Raw genomic sequence first — 20648 nt, forward strand, 5'->3', positions numbered from 1 at the left:
ATTAAATAAAATGATTGTTTAAGGAGAGTGTCCTTCGTGTCTGAAGCCTATAAAAATGCCGGTGTGGATATCGCAGCGGGCAATGAAGCGGTAGAGCGGATGAAGAGTCACGTCAAGCGGACGTTCCGCCCTGAAGTGTTAACGGATTTGGGCGGCTTTGGAGCTTTGTTCGGTTTGAACAAAGATAAATATGAGGAGCCTGTCCTGGTATCGGGCACCGATGGCGTGGGAACAAAGCTGAAAATCGCGTTCGCAATGGATAAGCACGATACGATCGGAATCGATGCGGTGGCGATGTGCGTCAACGACATTGTCGTTCAAGGCGCGGAGCCGCTCTTCTTCCTGGACTATCTCGCTTGCGACAAGGTCATTCCTGCTAAGATTGAAGCGATCGTGTCGGGTATCGCAGATGGCTGCAGCCAGTCTGGATGCGCCCTGATCGGCGGAGAAACGGCGGAAATGCCGGGCATGTACGCTGAAGGCGAGTATGATATCGCCGGCTTTACGGTAGGCGTGGTCGATAAGAGCAAGATCATCAACGGAAGCACGATTGCGGCAGGCGATACGGTAATCGGCCTGGCTTCGAGCGGCGTGCACAGCAACGGCTTCTCGCTCGTTCGCAAGCTTCTGCTTGAACAATGCGGCTACAGCCTTCATGATACGCTGCCTGAGCTTGACGGAGCCCGTCTTGGCGATGTGCTGCTTACGCCGACGAAGCTGTATGTGAAACCGGTTCTGTCCCTGCTGGAAGAAGTAAAGGTTAAAGGAATGGCGCATATTACGGGCGGCGGATTCATTGAGAATATTCCTCGCGTACTGCCTGACAACGTCAACGCCGAAATCGATCATGGCACATGGCCGATCCTGCCGATCTTCGAGCTTCTTCAGCAGAAGGGCGATGTCAGCAACCGCGACATGTTCACTACCTTTAATATGGGAATCGGACTGGTCATCGTCGTGGCGAAGGAAGATGCCGAGAAGACGGTTGAGGCGCTGCGTGCGGCTGGAGAAACTCCTTATGTGATCGGCCGGATTACGGAAGGCAGCCGGGAAGTGAAATTTACGGGAGCGGACGTATAATGACGGACAAAACTGTGGGGAGCCGAAGGCCATACCGGATCGCGGTTTTCGCTTCGGGGCAGGGCAGCAATTTCCAGACGCTGCTGGACTCCTCCCGCGAGGGCAAGCTTGGAGCGGAAATCGTGCTGCTCGTCTGCAACAAGCCGGAGGCACCCGTTGTCGAACGGGCGCGCCGCGCTGGCGTGGAATGCTTCCTGTTCGAGAAGAAAGCCTATGCCCGCCGCGAGGATTACGAAACAGAAATCGCTCAGGAGTTGGAGCGCAGAGGCGTTGACCTGATTGTGCTAGCTGGATATATGCTGCTGCTGACCCCGGTTCTGGTTGAGGCTTATCAAGGGCGCATGATCAATATCCATCCGTCCTTGCTCCCTTCTTTTCCGGGGAAAGACGCGATTGGGCAGGCTTGGGAATACGGCGTCAAGATCACCGGGGTGACGGTGCATCTGGTTGACGGCGGCATGGATACGGGGGCGGTTATTGCCCAAAAGGCCGTAGAAATCGCGCCGGAGGATACAGTCGAATCTCTGGAGGATAAGATTCACGCCGCTGAACGGGATTTGTATCCGCAGGTAGTAAGCTGGTTTGCCGCGGGCAAGGTCCAGATCGATGAGCGGCGCATCACAATAGGATGAAGCTAGATCATCATGCTGATTATGACAGGCAGGTGTTTCGCTGCATGCTAAGAACGAGCTTAGTTGCGGATTCCGAACATGTTTTAGCGAAATTACGTTGTCGTTTTGCGGGTACTGCCGCGAATAGCGGACGATTTTCTTAGCGTGGATGTCGATTGCCGTTTTTCTTGTTGAAGTTATAGTATCGTTTTCGATATTTCCCGAGAAATATCGGGTCATGGATCCGAGCGAATAGAGGAGTATTATTGCTATTAGCCAGTCCGGCCTAAGCCGTGGCGTTATTCTTGCCATAATATAGAGGAGGAAGCCAATCGTGAGTATCAAAAGAGCGCTGGTTAGCGTTTCGGATAAAACGGGTATCGTGGATTTTTGCCGCGGGCTGTCGCAATTAGGAGTAGAAATCATTTCAACGGGGGGCACGAAAAGCCTGTTGTCGAAGGAAGGTATCCCAGTCATCGGTATTTCCGATGTAACGGGATTCCCGGAAGTGCTTGACGGCCGCGTGAAGACGCTGCATCCTGCTGTTCACAGCGGGCTGCTGGCGGTACGGGACAGCGCAGAGCATCAAGCGCAAATGAAGGAGCTTGGCCTGGACTACATCGATCTGGTTGTCGTTAATCTGTATCCGTTCCAGGAAACGATTGCGAAGCCGGATGTCACATATGAGGATGCGATTGAAAATATCGACATCGGCGGGCCGACCATGCTGCGTTCTGCTGCCAAAAACCATGCCTTTGTCTCGGTAGTCGTGGATTCCGGCGATTACAGCAAGGTATTGGATGAGATCGCGGCTGACGGGGATACGACCCTGGATACGCGCAAACAGCTTGCGGCCAAAGTTTTCCGCCATACGGCGGCTTACGATGCCTTGATTTCCGATTATTTGTCGAACGTGAACGGTGATCCGCTTCCTGAACGCCTTACAGTTACTTACGAGAAAATTCAGGATCTTCGTTATGGCGAAAATCCGCATCAGAAGGCAGCATTTTATCGCAAGCCGCTGGCTGCGGCGGATACGCTCACCTCGGCTGAGCAGCTGCATGGCAAAGAGCTATCCTACAATAACATCAATGACGCGAATGCAGCTCTGCAAATCGTGAAGGAATTCGAAGAGCCTGCGGTTGTCGTCGTTAAGCATATGAATCCTTGTGGCGTTGGCATTGGGGAAAGCATTTACGAGGCGTTCCGCAAAGCGCATGAGGCTGACCCGGTATCGATTTTCGGCGGGATCGTTGCGGCCAACCGTATTGTTGACGAAGCGACAGCACTGCTGCTGAAGGAGATCTTCCTGGAAATTATCCTTGCTCCAGGCTTTACGGATGAAGCCCTGGCCGTGCTGACACAGAAGAAGAACATCCGCCTGTTGAAGGTGAACGGATTGGAGCTTGGAGCCAATCGTAAGAGCCAGCTCGTGGTCACTTCGATCGACGGCGGCATGATCGTTCAGGATAGCGACGTTCATTCCTTGCAGGAGTCCGATTTGAAGGTTGTTACCGATCGCGCTCCTTCCGAGGAAGAGCTGAAGCAGCTGCTGTTTGCCTGGAAAGTAGTTAAGCACGTTAAATCTAATGCGATCGTATTGGCGAATGACAACATAACGATCGGCGTAGGCGCTGGACAAATGAACCGGGTCGGCTCGGCGAAAATCGCCATCGAGCAGGCTGGCGACAAAGTAAAGGGTAGCGTGCTGTCTTCCGATGCGTTCTTCCCGATGGGCGATACGGTAGAAGCTGCGGCTAAAGCTGGCGTGACGGCGATCATTCAGCCTGGCGGCTCGGTCAAGGACGAAGAATCGATCCAGATGGCGAACAAGTATGGGGTCGCTATGGTCTTCACCGGCATCCGCCACTTCAAACACTAGAGGGGTAGTTTTAAAAGTTAGCTTTTGATCACGATGTAATTCCAAGGAGCATAGTCGGCGTCGAATCTTGAATTCAGCCGGGGCTTTCGGTGCTCACATAGGTTCTGCCTATGCTGCGCTCCTCAGCCCCTGGCTTCATTCAAGTTTCTCGGTGCTGAAAACCCGACTTTTAAAACCTTCATTGTAAGAGGTAGTTTTGAAAGTCGGCTTTTGATCACGATGTAACCTTTATATAAACAATGCAGATGGACAGGGACGGTGGACCGCGGCGGCGGCCTGCCGTTTGCTGTTTGGATATGAGAGGAGCAACGGTATGGACATTTTAGTGATTGGCGGCGGCGGCCGGGAGCATACGATTTGCTGGGCGCTGGCCAAGAGCCCGAAGGCAGGCAAAATTTATTGCGCGCCGGGCAACGCAGGAATCGGTCAAGTAGCGGAGATCGTTCCAATTGCGGTGAACGAATTTGATAAGCTGACGGCGTTCGCTCAGGAGAAGCAAGTAGGCCTGGTGGTTGTCGGACCGGATGACCCGCTGGCGGATGGCATCGTGGATGCATTTGAGGCGAAGAGCATTCCGGTGTTCGGGCCGCGCAAAAATGCGGCTCATATCGAAGGCAGCAAGACGTTCATGAAGGATTTGCTGAAAAAATACAACATTCCGACAGCCGCTTATGAGAAGTTTGACAATTACGAGGAGGCTAAGGCGTATCTCGATCAGCAGAAGCTGCCAATCGTCATTAAGGCGGACGGACTTGCTGCGGGCAAAGGGGTAACGGTAGCCTTCACCCGTGAGGAAGCGGACGCGGCCTTGAAGGACATTATGGTGGGCAAAGTATTCGGCAACGCGGGCAGTCAGGTGGTCATCGAGGAATTCCTCGAAGGGCAGGAAATGTCGATCCTGGCATTTGTGGATGGGGAAGTCGTACGTCCGATGTCGGCTGCGCAGGATCATAAGCAAGTCTATGATAATGACAAAGGACCGAACACGGGCGGCATGGGCACGTATTCACCGCTGCCTCACATCGCGGATTCCATCATTGAGGAAGCGGTTGAAACGATCATTAAGCCGACGGCCAAAGCAATGGTCGCAGAAGGCCGTCCTTTCCGCGGCGTGCTATTCGCCGGATTGATGATCTCGCCGGACGGCAAACCGAAGACGATCGAGTTCAACGCCCGGTTCGGAGATCCGGAGACTCAGGTCGTGCTGCCGCGGCTGAAGAGCGATTTGCTGGAGATTTTCCTGGCTGCCGTTAACGGCACATTGGACAAGGTAGAAATCGAATGGAGCAATGAAGCCGCTGTATGCGTCGTGCTTGCTTCCGGCGGTTATCCTGCATCTTATCCGAAGGGACTGCCGATCTCCGGGCTTGACGCAGCCGGGGATGCGCTTGTATTCCATGCTGGAACAGCGAAAAATGAAGCCGGAGAGTGGATAACGAACGGAGGTCGTGTGCTGGGAGTCGTTGGGCTGGGACAGGACATCGCCGAAGCTCGCGATAAGGCCTATGCGACTGCAGAACGCATTACCTTCGAGGACAAGCATCAGCGCTCCGACATTGCGGCTAAAGCGCTGCGATAAAATATTGAACTAAATAGAAAAGGGCTGTCCAAGCAATTGGAACGGCCCTTTTTTTATCCCATGAATTGTAAACTTATTTACCAACTTAAATGAACAGATCTTCCACCAGATGCTATTGTTATATCGCCTACAGTAATCGCTCCACTAGCTTCACCTTTAAAAATTTTATCAATAGAAGAGGCTATTTGGCTAACATCCCCACTTCCACCTAATTTATTTGCAACCTCTGCGGCAACAGTGTAATTATCAAAACTACCAGTATTGAGAACAACTAATGTATTATTAACATAAGATTGGCTAATGCCACTGCCTCCGGCAAAGTATTCGTTAATGTCTCCTTCAAATTTAGCACCCGTATTTTCATAAATACTCTGTACTTCCGCAAGCACGCTATTCGACTCATTAGGTTTTATTTCAATCTTCCCACCGATAAATACTGTTTTTGTTGATTGTTCCCACTGAACGTCTTCTCCTAACGCTTCTCCGATAAAACGCAATGGAACCATTGTGCGATTGCTGATTGTTTTTGCTTCTACGTCTAATTTATGTAGTTTGCTATTGATTTTAGCATGATTAGAACCAATGGTTAGTTCAATCATTTGATTGTCTTTAGTTGCGCTCACCTTTTTCTCGACTTGGTTCCAATTTACTTTTGCGCCTAATGTTTCAAAAATGCCGCGTAACGGGACTAATGTTCTTCCATTCTGTAAAACTGGTGGTTGATCATATTGTTGTTTTTCTCCATTAATAATAACTGTAATTTCCTGTGTAGCAGATTGAGTTTGTGTAGGCAATAAAACTATTGAAAAAATAAGCATTGATAATAAAAAAGTAAGTTTTCTTGTCATTTTTTCTCTCCCGTATTTATTAATTTATTAATATTTTACCACGTTTTTGAGGGCAGAGTTACACTATCACGGTCCCTTGCGACTAAAACACATACCTTGTTCGTTGCTTAGACCCCGTTTCTTTGCAAAACCGCCACGTTTACGCGGTTTTCTACCTTTGATTTAGCAGTATGTGTAAGGTTAGTTGGCTATAAACATCGCCAAAGTGCTTAAAGTATCTGTTGAGGAGCTGTTTTCTGAATAATACAATCCGGAATTTCCGGATAAGCAGCCCGATTCTGACGCATCTTAACGATAAGATCATTTGTGATTTATTGTTGAATGGAGGCGTCGAATCGATTATGAGTAAGGAAAAGAAGGATATGCTCCCCATCTCGCGCGAGAGGGTGGAAGTGGAAGGGCTTTACACGGATGAAATGGGGCGCTCGGAATATTTGTACCGCGGGCAGGAGTTTCCGGCGGATCTCATTATGGGTTCAACGGAATGGAAGCTCACGGAGCTGGCGGACGATCCCGCTGAACACGATATTGCGGATGACTTCGAGAACACAGGGCATTCGGGGAAACGCCGCAGCGGGCAAGTGGAGTGATCATACAGCAATAACAGTATTCTAGAGCAGACCGTGTCAGCTACAGCGTCAGATAAAATCTGGCGCTGTTTGCATTTTTTTTCGGCCCTTATTTTGCGATAGAAGATGAATTGTTGGCTCAGGTTACGTATAATAACGAGAAGAAGTTTTTTCGGGAGGACGAGCCATGCCAACCACGGCAGGAATACATCATATAACGGCGTTTGTGGGAGATGTTCAGGGAAACGTGGATTTCTACGCAGGCGTCCTCGGTTTGAGATTGGTCAAGAAGACGGTAAATTTCGATGCACCGGAAGTGTATCATTTATATTTTGGGAACGAGGCTGGCGATCCGGGAACAATCATTACCTTCTTTCCGCAGGATGGCGCAGAGAGCGGAATGATCGGGGGAGGGCAAGTCGGGGTAACGGTGTATGCCGTTCCGCCTGGGAGTCTGTTGTTCTGGCGCAAACGCTTGAAAAAGTTTGGGATTCCCTTCATGGACATTGTTCGTTTCGGCGAGGATTATGTGCGGTTCACGGATAATTCCGGTTTGCTGATCGATCTGGTGGAGCGTGCGGAAGGTCCGGCAAGCACATGGTCTTTCAGCGGGGTACCGCTGCAATCCGCGATTAAAGGATTTGGCGGCGCATTGCTGTTCAGCAGCGATAGCGAAAACACGGCAAGGGTGCTGGAGCTGATTCTTGATATGAAGCGGGTGGGCGAGGAAGAAGGGCTGATTCGGTATCAAGCAACAGGCGAGCTTGGGAACTGGATCGATTTGAATGCGGAGGATATTCCGCGCTGCGGCGGCGGCGCCGGAACTGTTCACCATATCGCTTGGCGAGCCAAGGATAATGTGGAGCAGGAAGAGTGGCGGCAGATGATCGAGCAGTGTGGTCTCCGTCCAACACCGATCGTGGATCGCGAGTATTTCAAGGCTCTGTATTTCCGCGAGCCTGGCGGCATTTTGTTCGAGATCGCTACAGATCCGCCGGGATTCACGATCGACGAGCCGCTGATGCAGCTCGGTGAGAATCTAATGCTGCCGGCCCGGTACGAACCGCATCGCAGCGCGATACATTCCCATTTGAGCAGCTTTCAGGTGCGATCTTTGGAAGAATTCGAAGAGGAGGCAGAAGAATGAGGCATTTATTTCACGAAGGCAAGGATGAATCAGCGCCAGTACTGGTGCTTCTGCATGGCACGGGCGGGACGGAGAGTGATTTGCTGCCGATTGCCGCGTCTCTGTCACCGGAATCTTCGGTTCTAGGCATTCGCGGGAATGTGCTTGAAAACGGGATGTCGCGTTTTTTCCGCCGGTTGGCCGAAGGGGTGTTCGATGAGGAGGATTTGGCGCTGCGGACCCGTGAGCTGTATGATTTTCTCGATGAGTCGGCCGTGAAATATGGGCTTGATCGGCGCAATTATGTTGCTGTAGGATATTCGAACGGGGCCAATATCGCGGCGAGTCTGTTGTTTCATTATAACGATGCGCTTCGTGGCGCCGTGCTGCATCACCCGATGGTTCCATTGCGCAGCGTGGTGCTGCCGGATCTGAAGGATGTTCCTGTGTTCATCGGGGCCGGACGAAATGACCGGATGTGTCCCCCAGCCGAGACGGAGGAGCTGAGCAGCCTGCTGGAAGGAGCGGGGGCCAAGCTGACGGTGCACTGGGAAAATGCGGGACATAGCTTGACCGGAACGGAGATTGACGCTGCTGCTGTCTGGTTCAGACAGGCATTTGCGCTATAAAATGATAAGAGGGCAATCAGGACTGCATTATATTTTCATATAGATGAATCTAATTTTGTGTATAAGAAGTGGGGAGAAAAGATGAATCAAACGGAACAAGAGACAGAACAACGTACGGTAGGGATGGAAGAGATCGTTCGGGCCCATCATGTGCTTAAGGAAGTCGTCGTGCGCACGCCGCTGCAGCTGGATGCGACATTGTCGGCGAAATACGGATGCCGGGTGTTTTTGAAGCGGGAGGATCTTCAGGTTGTCCGTTCTTTCAAAATCCGTGGGGCCTACAATAAAATTCGCAGCCTGAGTCCGGAGGAGCTGGAGAAGGGGATAGTCTGTTCAAGCGCGGGCAACCATGCGCAGGGCGTGGCCTTCTCCTGCAATGCGCTGGGGATTCCAGGCGCAATCTATATGCCAAGCACGACGCCGAATCAGAAAGTGAAGCAGGTTAAACGGTTTGGCGGCTCGCATGTGGAGGTTATTTTGACGGGTGATACGTATGACGACGCTTATGAGGAAGCGATGAAGGCGTGCCGGGACCGCGGCATGACATTCATCCATCCGTTCGACGATGCGAAGATTGTGGCAGGCAACGGAACGATCGGCATGGAGATTATGGAGAACCTGGATGCGCCGGCGGACTATGTGTTTGTAACGATTGGCGGCGGCGGATTGGCTTCAGGCGTCGGCTCGTATATCAAGGCGATGAGTCCGGGGACAAAATTAATTGGGGTTGAGCCGCTGGGGGCTGCCTCCATGAGCGAATCGTTCAAGCAGGAGCAGGTGGTGACGCTAGAGACGATTGATAAGTTCGTAGACGGTGCCGCCGTGAAACGGGTCGGTGATCTGAACTATCACATTTGCGCAGAGCTGCTGGACGATATCGTAAAGGTGCCGGAGGGCAAAGCCTGCACGACAATTCTCGATTTATATAATGATAGTGCTATCGTGGTAGAGCCTGCCGGGGCGCTTGCGGTGTCCGCTCTTGATATGTATAAGGATGAGATCCGCGGGAAAACGGTCGTTTGCGTCATCAGCGGCGGCAATAATGATATCGACCGCATGCAGGAAATGAAGGAGCGTTCGCTCATTTATGAAGGATTGAAGCATTATTTCATGGTTAATTTCCCTCAGCGTGCCGGGGCGCTGCGCGAGTTCCTGCAGGACGTGCTGGGGCCGAACGATGATATTACCCGGTTCGAGTATACGAAGAAGCATAATAAGGAGAACGGGCCGGCACTGGTGGGCATCGAGCTGAGCGATCCGGCGGATTATGAAGCCTTGATCGGCCGCATGAAAGCAAAAGGGATTACCTATACGGAGCTGAACCGGGATTTGAATTTGTTTAATTTGTTGATTTGAGCCTGAAGTTGGGCTTGAGTAGAGCTTGAGTTGGCGAGTTTAAATCGTCGTCAGAATAATCTGGTTGTAGGAACGGAGGTCGGTGCAGATGAGCATGGATCCAAAATGGTTAGAGTGGGCGAAGCAAATTCAGGCGCTTGCTCAGACCGGGCTTGCCTATACGAAGGATGTCTACGATGCGGAGCGTTATGAGGCACTCCGGGAAATCAGCATTGATATTATGAACAGCTATACAACGGTGGACCGGGAGATTATTGAGCTGTCATTCGCCAATGAGCGCGGGTATGCAACACCTAAGGTGGATATTCGCGGCGTTGTTTTCAAGGATAACAGGATCTTGCTCGTACAGGAGAAGCTTGACGGTGACTGGGCATTGCCCGGGGGCTGGGGAGATATCGGGTTGTCTCCATCCGAAGTAGTGGTGAAGGAAATCAAGGAGGAGTCCGGCTACGAGGCGAAGCCGGTTCGTCTGCTCGCTGTTCTGGATAAAAAGTTTCATCATCACCCTCCTGAGCCGTATCACGTCTATAAATTTTTCATTCAATGCGAAATTGTCGGCGGTGAAGCCGCGGAGGGGCTTGAGACGAGTGACGTTGCCTTCTTTGAGGAGGCTCATCTTCCGAAACTATCCCTCCAAAGAAACACCGAGGAACAGATCAAAATGATGTTCCAATTTCTGAACAACCCGGATAAACCGGTAATTGTTGATTAGAATGAAGCAGCAACCAGTTTGAAAAAAATGCATATTAAAAGCAGCCTACAGCGCCATTGAGCTGTGACCCGACTTATGGAATGGGTCATAGTTCAATGAGCTGGATGGGCTGCTTTTTTTGGTTGCCAGCAAGCTGCTAACGGACTAAGGATCCGCTATTTTCGCAAAATGGAGCAAACAACATAAGCTAACGGATCTTTGGAACCTTATTCAGCTAAAAAAGAGCACTGGAGGGTGATTCACAGCGAATAGCGTCTTCTGTGTCCGCTAGACATGGTTATTTGCAGTTTTGTCACAGATAGCGTCTCTGGTGTCCACGCATATGTTGGGCGATATTACGGACAAGCTGCCCCAGGATGCGGAATTCAGGATAACATGCCCCTGGGCGGACGGGATACCTTCACCTATGAGGACAAAACTTATTCGATTTTCGTCTTATCCAGCGGCGTATCGCTCTGGTATAATAAAGAAATCTTCACTCAGAACGGCTTGACTCACATGATGAACTTTTAAGTATGGTGGTCAGCTGAGCGAAGCCGTTCGAGAAGGCGGGAAATCATGAAGCCGATTTCACGTAGGACAGCTTCGTGCAGGCCGGAGGGATGCTTAGAGAGCTGAATGATGACAGAAGTGGTTATGTAAACGGATTCTTTAGCTCGGGTCAGCGACAATCTAGGAAAGCTTCTTCGGCTACTTCGACCAGATGCTTGATGCGAGATGGGCAGACCAGTCCTGGATCTGGTGGGCGCTAACGTCGGCCAGAACAACAATGATGTGAAGGAAGAACTGGCGAAGATCAAGTAAGGGCGGGGAATTGTATAAGTTGAATTAATAAATGAGATGCAGGCAAGGGAGAAAAATGATTCCGAAGAAACAGAAAGCTATCAGGAAGAAAGCTGCTTCTAGAGCATAAGCTTGTGGTCGCCTTTGTGACCGGAATTCTCCTATTATGAATCTAAATTCAAGAAATCTGGATTCATTTCCATAGTTCAACCTATATAAATGGATTTTTAGCAGTTAGTTTCTGAGTCAAGGAAGGGAAAGCAGATTTAAGTGTATTTCATGTCATTAGAAGAAAGGAAACGGCCAACATGGGCTGGATTCTTGATTTTAGGTGCATAAAATCCATCTAATCCCTTGAAACATTCGTCGAGAGCATAATTAGATACATGATTTCCATTTAGTGTACGACGCAGCTTAGTATACAACAGCTTAGTGGCACGTGGCTTATATAAGATGAACTAAAGAATGGATGTAGGCATGGGGAGAAAATGATTCTGAAGAAACAGAAAGCTATCTGGAAGAGAGCTGCTTCGAAAACATCAGCTTGTGGTCGCCTTTTGGCCGGATTTTATCCTATTATGAACCTAAATAATCCAAAAAATCTGAGAGCAACAGCGAGCGCAGGAACATTTTACGTACTTGCCCTACATTCATTTCAATTGTCCAACTTATATTTTTCAAAGGAGAAAGTTGTGCAGTAAAGACGGCAGCGATGCAGACAAACTAGAACAGAAGTGGAGGAATATGCGGTGTCTGAAATTATCAATCCGATTTTGAGAGGCTTTAACCCGGATCCATCGATCATTCGAGTGGGCGATGATTATTATATCGCGACTTCAACGTTTGAATGGTTCCCGGGGGTCCAGATTCATCATTCCCGGGATTTGAAAAACTGGCAGCTCATCGGCCATCCGCTGAGCCGGACGAGCCAGCTAGATATGATGGGGAATCCCGACTCCGGCGGAGTGTGGGCACCTTGCCTGAGCTATCATGAAGGAACTTATTATTTAATATATACCGATGTCAAAAGCCATATGGGGCCGTTCAAGGATACGCATAACTACCTCGTTACAGCGAAGGATATCCGCGGCCCGTGGTCGGAGCCGGTCTACCTGAACAGCAGCGGCTTCGATCCATCGATGTACCATGAAGAAGACGGCACGAAATGGGTACTGAACATGGTCTGGGATCACCGTAAGGGGAAAAACCATTTCGGCGGCATCGTCATCCAGCAGTACTCGGAAGAGGAGCAGCGACTAGTCGGGCCGATCCATAATATCTTCCGGGGGACGCCGCTGGGGTTGACGGAAGGGCCGCATATTTATAAAGCCAACGGCTATTATCATCTGATGACGGCGGAAGGCGGGACCCGGTACGGTCATGCCATTACGATGGCGCGTTCGACCACGCTGCTCGGCGCATACGAGGCTGACCCGGACGGTCCGCTGCTGACCTCGGCGGATCGCCCGGAAGCGGCGCTGCAGCGGGCAGGCCACGGCTGCCTGGTGGAGACGCAGCATGGTGAGCTGTACGTCGTGCATCTGTGCGGACGGCCGCTGCGGCCATCGATGTGCTGCACACTCGGCCGAGAGACGGCCATTCAGAAAGTGGAATGGTCGGAGGACGGCTGGCTGCGCTTGACGTCGGGCGATCATGAGCCGCAGGTGCATGTGGCGGGGCCGAGCTTGCCGGAGCATCCTTTTGCGCCGGATCCGGAGACGGAGCATTTCGACGGCGGGGAGATCAGCCGCCACTTCAGCACGCTGCGCGAGCCGCTCGCCGAAGCATGGGCGTCGCTAAAGGAACGCCCTGGTTATCTCCGGCTGAGAGGGCGGGAGTCGCTGTATTCGCATCATCGGCAAAGTTTGGTGGCGCGCCGGCAGCAGTCTTTTCTCGTGGAAGCGGAGACGGTCGTTGAATTTGCTCCTGACACTTACCAGCAGATGGCCGGCCTGATTTATTACTACAATACGAAAAATTATTATTATTTGCGGATCAGCTGGGATGAGGAATTGGGCAAATGCCTAGGCATCATGTTGAGTGACCGCGGCGTCTATGACGAGCCACTGGAGACCCCGGTCTCGATCGATGGCTGGGAGCGCTGCTACATGAAAGCAGTCATTCGCCACGAGTCGCTGCGGTTCTACTATTCCCGGGACGGGAAGGAGTGGCTGGCGATCGGCGGGGAAATGGACGCGACCAAGCTCTCGGATGAAAACGCGGAGCTGGTTAAGGATGGAATCGCCCTCGATCAGGGCTTTACCGGAGCATTTATCGGCATAAGTGCTCAGGATTTGAGCGGCCGCCAGCTGCATGCCGATTTCGATTATTTTACGTACCGCGAGCTGGATGAATAGATACAAGCTGCGGTCGGCTAGTCAAAATAAACGAAACATAGATTGTAACTGTTAAAGAACCGGATAGACACAATTTTAGGCTAAGGGAGAGCTGACTGACTATGTCGAACAATATACCAAGTGTTATGGATGCAGCTGTATTGAACAAACCGATGGATATCGAAATCAAGCAGGTGCCCGTTCCAAGCATCAAAGAGGATGAAGCTCTGATTAAAGTGTATTGCATCGGGGTTTGCGGCTCCGATGTTCATTATTACGAGCATGGGCGGATCGGCCGCTATGTCGTGGAGAAGCCGATCATTCTCGGCCACGAGCTGGCTGGGGAAGTAGTGCAGGTCGGAGCGAAGGTGGCCAACGTCTCGGTAGGCGACCGGGTCGCCGTAGAGCCGGGAGTGGCTTGCGGACGCTGTGAATACTGCAAGTCGGGGCGTTATAATTTATGCCCGGACGTCGTCTTTATGGCTACTCCGCCGGTAGATGGAGCATGGGCGGAATACGTGGCCGTGCGCAGCGACTTCCTGTTCCGGCTGCCGGACGAGATGAGCTATGAGCAGGGGGCTTTGCTGGAGCCGTTGTCCGTGGGCATGCACGCGATGATTCGCGGCAAGGTCAGCCCGGCGGACCGGATGCTCGTGACGGGGCTCGGCCCGATCGGACTCCTGGCGATCCAGGCTGCGAAAATTTATGGCGTCACGGAAATTTACGCGACGGATGTCGTTCCGTTCCGCCAGGATCTCGCGTTAAAGATGGGCGCTACCGCCATCATCGATCCATCGAAAGAGAACTTGAAGGAGCGGCTTGCCGAGCTGACCGGCGGACAAGGCGTGACCGTCGTCGTGGAATCGTCAGGAAACGGACGGGCCATCGCGGATGCATTCGGTGCCGTCAACCGCGGCGGGCGCGTCGTGCTGGTCGGCATGCCGGCAGCATCGGAAATCCCGGTCGATATCAACACAATCATCGACGGTGAGATCGATGTATACGGATTGTTCCGTTACGCCAACACGTATCCGTCGGCCATTCAGGCTTTAAGCAAGTCCGATATCGACATCGAGCAGGTCATTACGCATAAATATGCGCTCAAGGATATTCAGGAAGCGGTCGAAGTTGCACGTACCGAGAAGGAAACGAGCATCAAGGTCATGATTTATCCGAAGCTGTAATCGGGGACGCCAAAACAAAAGATTGTCAGATAGCGTAAGGCCATCAGAATGATGGTCTTTTTTTTTGTCTCAAATACCAACATGATTGTTTAACTGAGCTTTGTACAAGAAATTAGGGCTTTACAGTAATTCATCACTAGTGTACTATTCAACTATAACACTAGTACAAAGGAGTGGGATAATGAGCGTACTTGAACTAGGGACATATCCTACCGTGCTTTCGGTGAATCAGGTGAGCAAGAAAATCGGAGGCAAGGCTCTTGTGAATCGCTTGTCCTTCGATATTCATAAAGGGGAGATCGTCGGACTGCTAGGCCCTAACGGAGCGGGCAAGACGACGACGATTCGGATGATCGTCGGGTTAATCTCCATGAGCGAAGGTGATATTTTCGTTAAGGATAAGAGTATTCGCCGGAATTTCACCGAGGCGGTTGCCCATATCGGTGGGATCATTGAGAATCCAGAGTTTTATGGGTATATGAGCGGCTATGATAATTTGAAGCAGTATCAGCGGATGACAGAGGGAATTCCGGAAGAGCGGATCATGGAGGTCGCGAAGCTCGTAGGGCTCGAACAGGCGCTGCATAAGAGAGTAAAGGCGTATTCGCTCGGCATGCGTCAGCGGCTCGGCATTGCCCAGGCGCTGCTGCATCGGCCATCGATCCTGATCCTGGATGAGCCGACGAACGGCCTTGATCCGGCAGGCATTCGGGAGATGCGGGATTATTTGAAGCAGATCGCCCGGGATGAGGGGATCGCGATTCTTGTCTCCAGCCATTTGCTGTCGGAGATGGAGCTGATGTGCAGCCGGGTTATCGTTATCCAGCAAGGAGAGCTCGTGACGGAGCGAAGCCTGGAAGAACAGCAAAGTGAAACGGAATACGTGAAGCTGAAGCTCCGGGTGGATGATGCCCTGCGGGCTAAGGAACGGCTGCAGCGGATGGAGGAGGTCTCCATCGCCGGCATAGCGCCGGAGAGCAAGGAAATCACGGTTAACGTTCGAGAATGTCATATACCTCGGATTGTACAGTCGCTGGGCGAGGAGCGGATCGGGCTGTACCGGATGGAAGAGACCCGGGATTCACTGGAAGACGAATTCCTTAAATGGACGGGAGGGAATTACATTGCGTAGTTTTGTTAACTTAGTGTGGAATGAATGGCTCAAATTGTTCAAAAAACGCAGTTTCTTTGTACCATATGCGATCATTGCGGCCTTCATTATCTTTTTGGCCTATATGACTCAATTCATGGGCGGGCTGCAAAGCGTCCTGACGGCTCCGCAGATCGCGGAGGTGGTCATCGCGAAGAATGGCCTCGGACAATTCCTCGTGATGCTGAGTATCATCTGTACGGCGGGCGTCGTCTCCAAGGAATTCAGCGGCGGAACGATCAAGCTGCTGTTGATCCGGTCCGTAAGCCGCAGTAAAATCCTGGCTTCCAAATATGCGATCGTGCTGTTGTACTCGTTATCGCTAACGCTGTTTGCATTAATCGTTGGCTGGGTCATAGGCAGTGTAATGTTCGGCTTCTCAGACATGACCGGGTTAGGCAATCTGCTTAGCGCCACACTGTACCACGTCGTATACATGGCGATCTATGTGAGCGCCGCGTTCATGATCGGGACGCTTACCAGATCAAGCGGAGCGACGATTGGCATCGGCATGACGCTGCTGATGCTGGAAGGGCTCATCGTTGCCCTGCTGTCCAAATATTCGTTCGTTAAATATCTGCTGTTCACTAATGCTGATTTGTCGGTATATGCAAATGGCCGGCCGCCATTTGAGGGGATGACTATGGCTTTTTCGCTCATCGTATTGGCTGTCTACATGTTCTTGTTTCTCGGGGCCAGCTTTGTTACGTTTAAGAAGCGTGATGTCGCCTAAGGGGCATAGCCCCATGGGAAAGGGCGGAAAGGGGTACGACACATTGTGAGTATTGAATTTGATAATAATTTGCCGATTTATTTGCAAATCATGGACTATATCAAGAGAGAAATTGTGACGGGCAAGCTGAAGGCGGGAGACAAGATCCCGTCAGTCCGCGAGCTTGCTGTAGAGCTGCAAATCAACCCGAACACCGTGCAGCGGACGTTCCAGGAGCTGGAGCGGGAAGCAATTGTGGAGACTAGAAGAGGATTAGGAAGATACGTGACAAGTGAGGAATCGAAAATTATGATGATCAAAAAAGAAATGGCGGGAGATTTGCTGGAACGGTTCATTCATGGAATGCAGGAGCTCGGATTCTCGAGTGAGGATATCGCTTCGATTGTTGCAGAAGCAGTTCAAGACGGGGCAAACAAATCAAATCGATCAAACGGTTAGTAACTAGGCAGGGATCATCAGTATTGAATCATCAGTATGAGAAGGGGAACGAGTATAGTGGAAAATATACTGGAATTTCAAAGTGTATCCAAATCATATGGTTCCAAGAAAGCATTGCGCGAGGTGTCATTCACCGTCGGGGCAGGTAAAATCGTTGGCCTCTTGGGAACGAACGGCAGCGGCAAGAGCACGATCATGAAAGTTGCGGCCGGTCTGATCCAGCCGTCTCAGGGAACGGCTGCGGTGCTCGGGACTCCTGTCGGCCTTAAGACGAAATCGGACGTGTCCTTTATGCCGGATCAGCCGCTGACGGAATCCTGGATGAAGGTCCGTGATGCGGTAAGGTTTTACCAGGATTTCTACGATGATTTTGACGAAGAGAAGGCGCACCGGATGCTCGACTTCATGAACCTGAACGAAAAGGAGCGAATCAGCTCCTTGTCCAAAGGGATGAACGAGCGGCTGCATCTGACCTTGTCTTTGTCTAGAAATGCCAAGCTGTACTTGCTGGATGAGCCGATCGGCGGGGTGGACCCGGTGGCCCGGGATAAAATTCTCGATGCCATCGTGGAGTTCTATAACGAAGACAGCAGTCTGCTGATCTCTACCCATCTCGTGCGGGATATCGAACGGATTTTTGATGAAGTGATTTTTATCCGCGAGGGTGAAATCGTGATGCAGCGGGAGGTAGAGGAGCTGCGGATGAAGTATGGAAAAAGCGTAGATGACATGTTCAAAGAGGTGTATGCGTAATGTTGAAGCTGCTTAAGTACGATTGGAAGCGAAATGCGAATTTGTCGCTGGGGCTGCTCGCTGTGCTGGTTTTTCTGCAAATCGTCATCGGGGTCGTAGGCAATGCCAGGGGCTGGGAGCAGTCGATCATAATTGTCCTCTCCTTCATGCTGTATACGATGACCGGGATCATTCTAATCATCATCGCCTCCAAGACATTCGAGAATAATATAAAGGCTTATAGCCGCAGGCTGCTGCCGGTTCGTCCGGTCTGGACGGCCGTGTCCAGCATCGTGCTATGGTGGCTGTTTACTGCGGTGTTAGCGGGAATCGCCTTGCTCCACTATTATATTTATGTTAGTTTGGTCCATTCGACCCCGGTGTGGCCGGAGGAAATGACGGTAACCAGCCTGCTGGAATTGTTTAAATTCATCTTTGCCATCTTCTGGACGCTCACCTATCTGATGCTGATGATCCTCTTGTCCATGACGATCGGGGCCAGCGTCAGTCTGCGCGGCAAAGCCGGCACATGGGTTGGGATCATAGCATTTTTCGTGATTCAATATGTATTAAGCCTGGTGGAGAGCGCACTGTTCGGCGGATTTGACGCGAAGCTGTTTAGCATAGGTGTTATAGAATCCTCCAATGACTCCATTAACGCCCAGGTCATGTCGAGCGCGCCGCTGCTGCAGGCAGGGCAGCTGCTGTTTGATGCAGCCATGTTTGCCTTGATGCTGCTGCTGATCAACTATTTATTGAGCAAAAAGGTTGAAATATAGAAGAGCCCAATCGCATTTACTCGATGGGCTCCAGGCTGATCGATCTGACTTTGAGATCAGATCCGTATTCCAGGATGGCATTTACGGTAAACGCTGCGGGGGAGACGCTACCCGGGACAGTAGCGGTAATCACGCCGTCAGCAGCACTGTATCCGATGACCGATCCGAATGAAACTTCCTCATTCCAGAGTACCGCATCCGATTCAAGGTAGTTTTGTTCTACATTATCGGTGTCTGTCTTCACGACGACTTTAACTTGATCCTGCTCGTGCAAGATTTCCGAGGTTACCTCGTCTTTAATGGCCAGGAGGGGGTCCTCCAGCGATAGCTCAGTCAAGTCCTCCTTGTTCAACACGTGGATTTCCTGTTCGTTCATCCCTGTTCCGTAGCCCGTGGTCAGGATAATGACGATTTCATTCTGATCGTCGCCGTTAATGTCTGCGATATGAACGACGGGGTAATAGGTCTTGTTCGTTACGTTGGTCCAATCGAAATGTTCGCTGAGCTGGTCGACCTGAACGATAAGCCCCTTGAAAACATCCGAATCCGTATGCTTCGAAGCGGAAATAATGACGTCGTTTGCTTTGACCAAATGGATTAGGCTATCATTTGGCACGGAGGATGGAGAGGTGCTGGCAGCGTTATCGCTGGTATGGCCGCAAGCTGCAAGCGTAAAGGCGATAATCGTAAGTAATATGCATTTATTTAAATATTTAATAAGCAAAATAAGCAACTCCTTCGATTAGAAATCTCATTGAGTAGTATACATGATGCAGGAATTGCAAATGTATCTAAACGGTAATCGCTTTGTCAATATTTTATTTTGGCATATGCAGCTTAAAGGGCCAAGCAGGTTATGCTGCTTGGCCCTTCTGTGTACTGCGTTAATAGAATGGTGTTAAGACTTGCTCTTTCGGCTAAAGATCAGCTTATGGCCGATAATTCCTACAATAAAAATAATAAGACTGTCCCAAGGCGAGACGGTGAAGGCGGGCAGCAGCCAGTTCAATCCTAGGCCGACTACAGCTACGGCGACAGCAATTCCGATATAAACCCCCAACGCTTTAGGGTCGAACTTCGATGACTGGGGCTGGGAATGCGCCTGTTCTTGTTCGGCTTTGCGCTTCGTTCCCGGGCCGAGATACCGGGTAACCCCTTCGACAAGAGCGATCGAGAGAACGGCGATGACAAGCAGCGAAGCCGTACTGATCCGGGTATATTCCAGTTCTCCGCCGAACCATTTGCTAAAGAAGCCAGTGAGCATGTAAATAAAGAATACCCAAGTCAAAGCGACCCAGGGAATCATCGTATAATATTTGATTTTTTCCTTTAAGGTTCGCGGCTTTTTCATCATGACGTCATCCGCAAGCTGCTCGCAGTAAGCTCTCGGATCATCGCCGAATAATTCGGCGGCGGAAATATTCTTCTCTTGATTTTTGATGATGCGCCGGGCAAGCTCTAGAAGAACTTCTTCACCCTTCGCCTCCGTCAGCGAACTGGAACCGGAGCGGAAATACATCACCATTTCTCCGAAATAAGCCTCATTAGCCGGGGACATCTGCCCTCTTAATTGATTCGTCTCTCTGATCATTTCGTGAATGTACATGAATCTCTCCTTCCAGGCGGATTGGCTAATTATGCAATCTCCCAATTCTGTGTGTGAATTACCGATTTTCTCCAGTAGTATACTGCATATTTCACGTCTCCCGCAAGGGTCCTCGGAAGTGTCGCCGGAGTGAGTCTGGAGAATCATCGAGGAACTGGAATAAAAATACGGCATCCCTCCAACACTATAGGGCAGGAAGAAATGAGCAGCATTCTTCCAGGATCATTAAGAAGTGAGGTGCACAGCCATGGGAAAGTTCCACTCGGAGCTGACTCGGAAATATTTGCTTAACAGCCATTCGAGGGGCAGTCTTGAAGAGGTGACGGAGATCGATGCCGAGGCAGAATTCGCGGCGCAGGAGCAGCCGTTGCAGGACGCTGAGCCATGGCTTGCCGGGGACATTCCGGGGGGCGGCTCCAGCGAAGGCCAGGAGTTGACCCAAAGTTATTTTCGCCAGTATTATGATTAATTCAGGAAACGATTGACACTCTGCCTATTGACACTCAGCCTCCTGA

At 50.9% G+C, this 20648-nt stretch carries 20 protein-coding genes and 1 pseudogene; 17 read left to right on the forward strand and 4 right to left on the reverse strand.

The genetic code is table 11. From position 1 onward, the window contains the following. Positions 1-36 precede the first annotated feature (36 nt). The 4 genes from purM to purD all read left to right on the forward strand — a co-directional run bounded on the left by purM (position 37) and on the right by purD (position 5152). Complete coding sequence (purM, locus tag ACYUJT_RS18635; protein WP_460325012.1) at positions 37-1080, forward strand: phosphoribosylformylglycinamidine cyclo-ligase; 1044 nt, start codon at positions 37-39, stop codon at positions 1078-1080. After that, on the forward strand, positions 1080-1712 hold the full coding sequence (gene purN / locus ACYUJT_RS18640; protein ID WP_460325014.1) for a phosphoribosylglycinamide formyltransferase: 633 nt from the start codon (positions 1080-1082) through the stop codon (positions 1710-1712). Before purM ends, purN begins: the two co-directional genes overlap by 1 nt. A 313-nt stretch (positions 1713-2025) precedes the next feature. Next, positions 2026-3573, forward strand: a complete 1548-nt coding sequence (gene purH, locus ACYUJT_RS18645) for a bifunctional phosphoribosylaminoimidazolecarboxamide formyltransferase/IMP cyclohydrolase (protein WP_460325016.1) — start codon at positions 2026-2028, stop codon at positions 3571-3573. A gap of 313 nt (positions 3574-3886) precedes the next feature. After that, complete coding sequence (gene purD / locus ACYUJT_RS18650; protein ID WP_460325018.1) at positions 3887-5152, forward strand: phosphoribosylamine--glycine ligase; 1266 nt, start codon at positions 3887-3889, stop codon at positions 5150-5152. Positions 5153-5229: 77 nt separating this feature from the next. On the opposite strand, the gene ACYUJT_RS18655 is transcribed toward purD, so the two are convergent. Together ACYUJT_RS18655 and ACYUJT_RS18660 are read right to left on the reverse strand one after the other, a co-directional pair. Then, the gene (locus ACYUJT_RS18655; protein WP_460325020.1) at positions 5230-6000 is read right to left on the reverse strand and encodes a copper amine oxidase N-terminal domain-containing protein; all 771 of its coding nucleotides are present in this window, start codon (positions 5998-6000) and stop codon (positions 5230-5232) included. A gap of 56 nt (positions 6001-6056) precedes the next feature. Further along, positions 6057-6162, reverse strand: a pseudogene (locus ACYUJT_RS18660) (IS1595 family transposase); the annotation flags it as partial. A 179-nt stretch (positions 6163-6341) separates the two neighbouring features. On the opposite strand from ACYUJT_RS18660, the gene ACYUJT_RS18665 reads away from it, so the two are divergent. The 12 genes from ACYUJT_RS18665 to ACYUJT_RS18720 all read left to right on the forward strand — a co-directional run bounded on the left by ACYUJT_RS18665 (position 6342) and on the right by ACYUJT_RS18720 (position 18527). After that, the gene (locus tag ACYUJT_RS18665) at positions 6342-6590 is read left to right on the forward strand and encodes a hypothetical protein (RefSeq protein ID WP_460325022.1); all 249 of its coding nucleotides are present in this window, start codon (positions 6342-6344) and stop codon (positions 6588-6590) included. 166 nt (positions 6591-6756) lie between these two features. Further along, positions 6757-7716, forward strand: coding sequence for a ring-cleaving dioxygenase (locus ACYUJT_RS18670; RefSeq protein WP_460325024.1), 960 nt, complete (start codon positions 6757-6759; stop codon positions 7714-7716). Continuing rightward, positions 7713-8324 carry an alpha/beta hydrolase gene (locus ACYUJT_RS18675; protein ID WP_460325026.1) on the forward strand — a complete coding sequence of 204 codons (612 nt, stop codon included), beginning with the start codon at positions 7713-7715 and terminating at the stop codon, positions 8322-8324. The genes ACYUJT_RS18670 and ACYUJT_RS18675 overlap by 4 nt, the downstream gene beginning before the upstream one ends. An 81-nt stretch (positions 8325-8405) precedes the next feature. Next, positions 8406-9680 (forward strand): threonine ammonia-lyase IlvA, encoded by a 1275-nt coding sequence (ilvA, locus tag ACYUJT_RS18680; protein ID WP_460325028.1) that lies wholly within the window; start codon positions 8406-8408, stop codon positions 9678-9680. A 94-nt stretch (positions 9681-9774) separates the two neighbouring features. Next, positions 9775-10392, forward strand: a complete 618-nt coding sequence (locus tag ACYUJT_RS18685; protein ID WP_460325396.1) for an NUDIX hydrolase — start codon at positions 9775-9777, stop codon at positions 10390-10392. A 1532-nt stretch (positions 10393-11924) separates the two neighbouring features. Beyond that, positions 11925-13532 (forward strand): glycoside hydrolase family 43 protein, encoded by a 1608-nt coding sequence (locus ACYUJT_RS18690; RefSeq protein ID WP_460325030.1) that lies wholly within the window; start codon positions 11925-11927, stop codon positions 13530-13532. Positions 13533-13633: 101 nt separating this feature from the next. Continuing rightward, positions 13634-14695: an NAD(P)-dependent alcohol dehydrogenase gene (locus tag ACYUJT_RS18695; protein ID WP_460325032.1), complete on the forward strand. Its 1062-nt coding sequence runs from the start codon at positions 13634-13636 to the stop codon at positions 14693-14695. A 181-nt stretch (positions 14696-14876) separates the two neighbouring features. After that, positions 14877-15827 (forward strand): ABC transporter ATP-binding protein, encoded by a 951-nt coding sequence (locus tag ACYUJT_RS18700; RefSeq protein WP_460325034.1) that lies wholly within the window; start codon positions 14877-14879, stop codon positions 15825-15827. Continuing rightward, positions 15820-16578: an ABC transporter permease gene (locus ACYUJT_RS18705; protein WP_460325036.1), complete on the forward strand. Its 759-nt coding sequence runs from the start codon at positions 15820-15822 to the stop codon at positions 16576-16578. The genes ACYUJT_RS18700 and ACYUJT_RS18705 overlap by 8 nt, the downstream gene beginning before the upstream one ends. Positions 16579-16623: 45 nt before the next feature. After that, complete coding sequence (locus tag ACYUJT_RS18710) at positions 16624-17016, forward strand: GntR family transcriptional regulator (protein WP_460325038.1); 393 nt, start codon at positions 16624-16626, stop codon at positions 17014-17016. A gap of 57 nt (positions 17017-17073) precedes the next feature. Next, positions 17074-17769, forward strand: coding sequence for an ABC transporter ATP-binding protein (locus tag ACYUJT_RS18715; RefSeq protein ID WP_460325040.1), 696 nt, complete (start codon positions 17074-17076; stop codon positions 17767-17769). Then, positions 17769-18527 (forward strand): hypothetical protein, encoded by a 759-nt coding sequence (locus ACYUJT_RS18720; protein WP_460325042.1) that lies wholly within the window; start codon positions 17769-17771, stop codon positions 18525-18527. Before ACYUJT_RS18715 ends, ACYUJT_RS18720 begins: the two co-directional genes overlap by 1 nt. Positions 18528-18543: 16 nt before the next feature. Here the strand turns inward: ACYUJT_RS18720 and ACYUJT_RS18725 are convergent, their stop codons facing one another. Together ACYUJT_RS18725 and ACYUJT_RS18730 are read right to left on the reverse strand one after the other, a co-directional pair. After that, positions 18544-19251 (reverse strand): hypothetical protein, encoded by a 708-nt coding sequence (locus ACYUJT_RS18725; protein WP_460325043.1) that lies wholly within the window; start codon positions 19249-19251, stop codon positions 18544-18546. A gap of 174 nt (positions 19252-19425) precedes the next feature. After that, positions 19426-20133, reverse strand: a complete 708-nt coding sequence (locus tag ACYUJT_RS18730; RefSeq protein ID WP_460325045.1) for a DUF1129 family protein — start codon at positions 20131-20133, stop codon at positions 19426-19428. Between the two features lie 247 nt (positions 20134-20380). Here ACYUJT_RS18730 and ACYUJT_RS18735 point away from each other — a divergent pair, with 247 nt between their 5' ends. Beyond that, complete coding sequence (locus ACYUJT_RS18735; RefSeq protein WP_460325047.1) at positions 20381-20602, forward strand: hypothetical protein; 222 nt, start codon at positions 20381-20383, stop codon at positions 20600-20602. Positions 20603-20648: the final 46 nt, after the last annotated feature.

This window comes from Paenibacillus sp. YSY-4.3, assembly GCF_054767475.1.

Bases quoted from the DNA above. Each gene is read 5' to 3' on its own strand.
- ACYUJT_RS18655 (WP_460325020.1), bottom strand. From the start codon at position 6,000: ATGACAAGAAAACTTACTTTTTTATTATCAATGCTTATTTTTTCAATA.
- ACYUJT_RS18730 (WP_460325045.1), bottom strand. From the start codon at position 20,133: ATGTACATTCACGAAATGATCAGAGAGACGAATCAATTAAGAGGGCAG.
- purD (WP_460325018.1), top strand. From the start codon at position 3,887: ATGGACATTTTAGTGATTGGCGGCGGCGGCCGGGAGCATACGATTTGC.
- ACYUJT_RS18670 (WP_460325024.1), top strand. From the start codon at position 6,757: ATGCCAACCACGGCAGGAATACATCATATAACGGCGTTTGTGGGAGAT.
- ACYUJT_RS18720 (WP_460325042.1), top strand. From the start codon at position 17,769: ATGTTGAAGCTGCTTAAGTACGATTGGAAGCGAAATGCGAATTTGTCG.
- ilvA (WP_460325028.1), top strand. From the start codon at position 8,406: ATGAATCAAACGGAACAAGAGACAGAACAACGTACGGTAGGGATGGAA.
- ACYUJT_RS18685 (WP_460325396.1), top strand. From the start codon at position 9,775: ATGGATCCAAAATGGTTAGAGTGGGCGAAGCAAATTCAGGCGCTTGCT.
- ACYUJT_RS18675 (WP_460325026.1), top strand. From the start codon at position 7,713: ATGAGGCATTTATTTCACGAAGGCAAGGATGAATCAGCGCCAGTACTG.
- purN (WP_460325014.1), top strand. From the start codon at position 1,080: ATGACGGACAAAACTGTGGGGAGCCGAAGGCCATACCGGATCGCGGTT.
- ACYUJT_RS18735 (WP_460325047.1), top strand. From the start codon at position 20,381: ATGGGAAAGTTCCACTCGGAGCTGACTCGGAAATATTTGCTTAACAGC.
- ACYUJT_RS18700 (WP_460325034.1), top strand. From the start codon at position 14,877: ATGAGCGTACTTGAACTAGGGACATATCCTACCGTGCTTTCGGTGAAT.
- ACYUJT_RS18665 (WP_460325022.1), top strand. From the start codon at position 6,342: ATGAGTAAGGAAAAGAAGGATATGCTCCCCATCTCGCGCGAGAGGGTG.
- ACYUJT_RS18695 (WP_460325032.1), top strand. From the start codon at position 13,634: ATGTCGAACAATATACCAAGTGTTATGGATGCAGCTGTATTGAACAAA.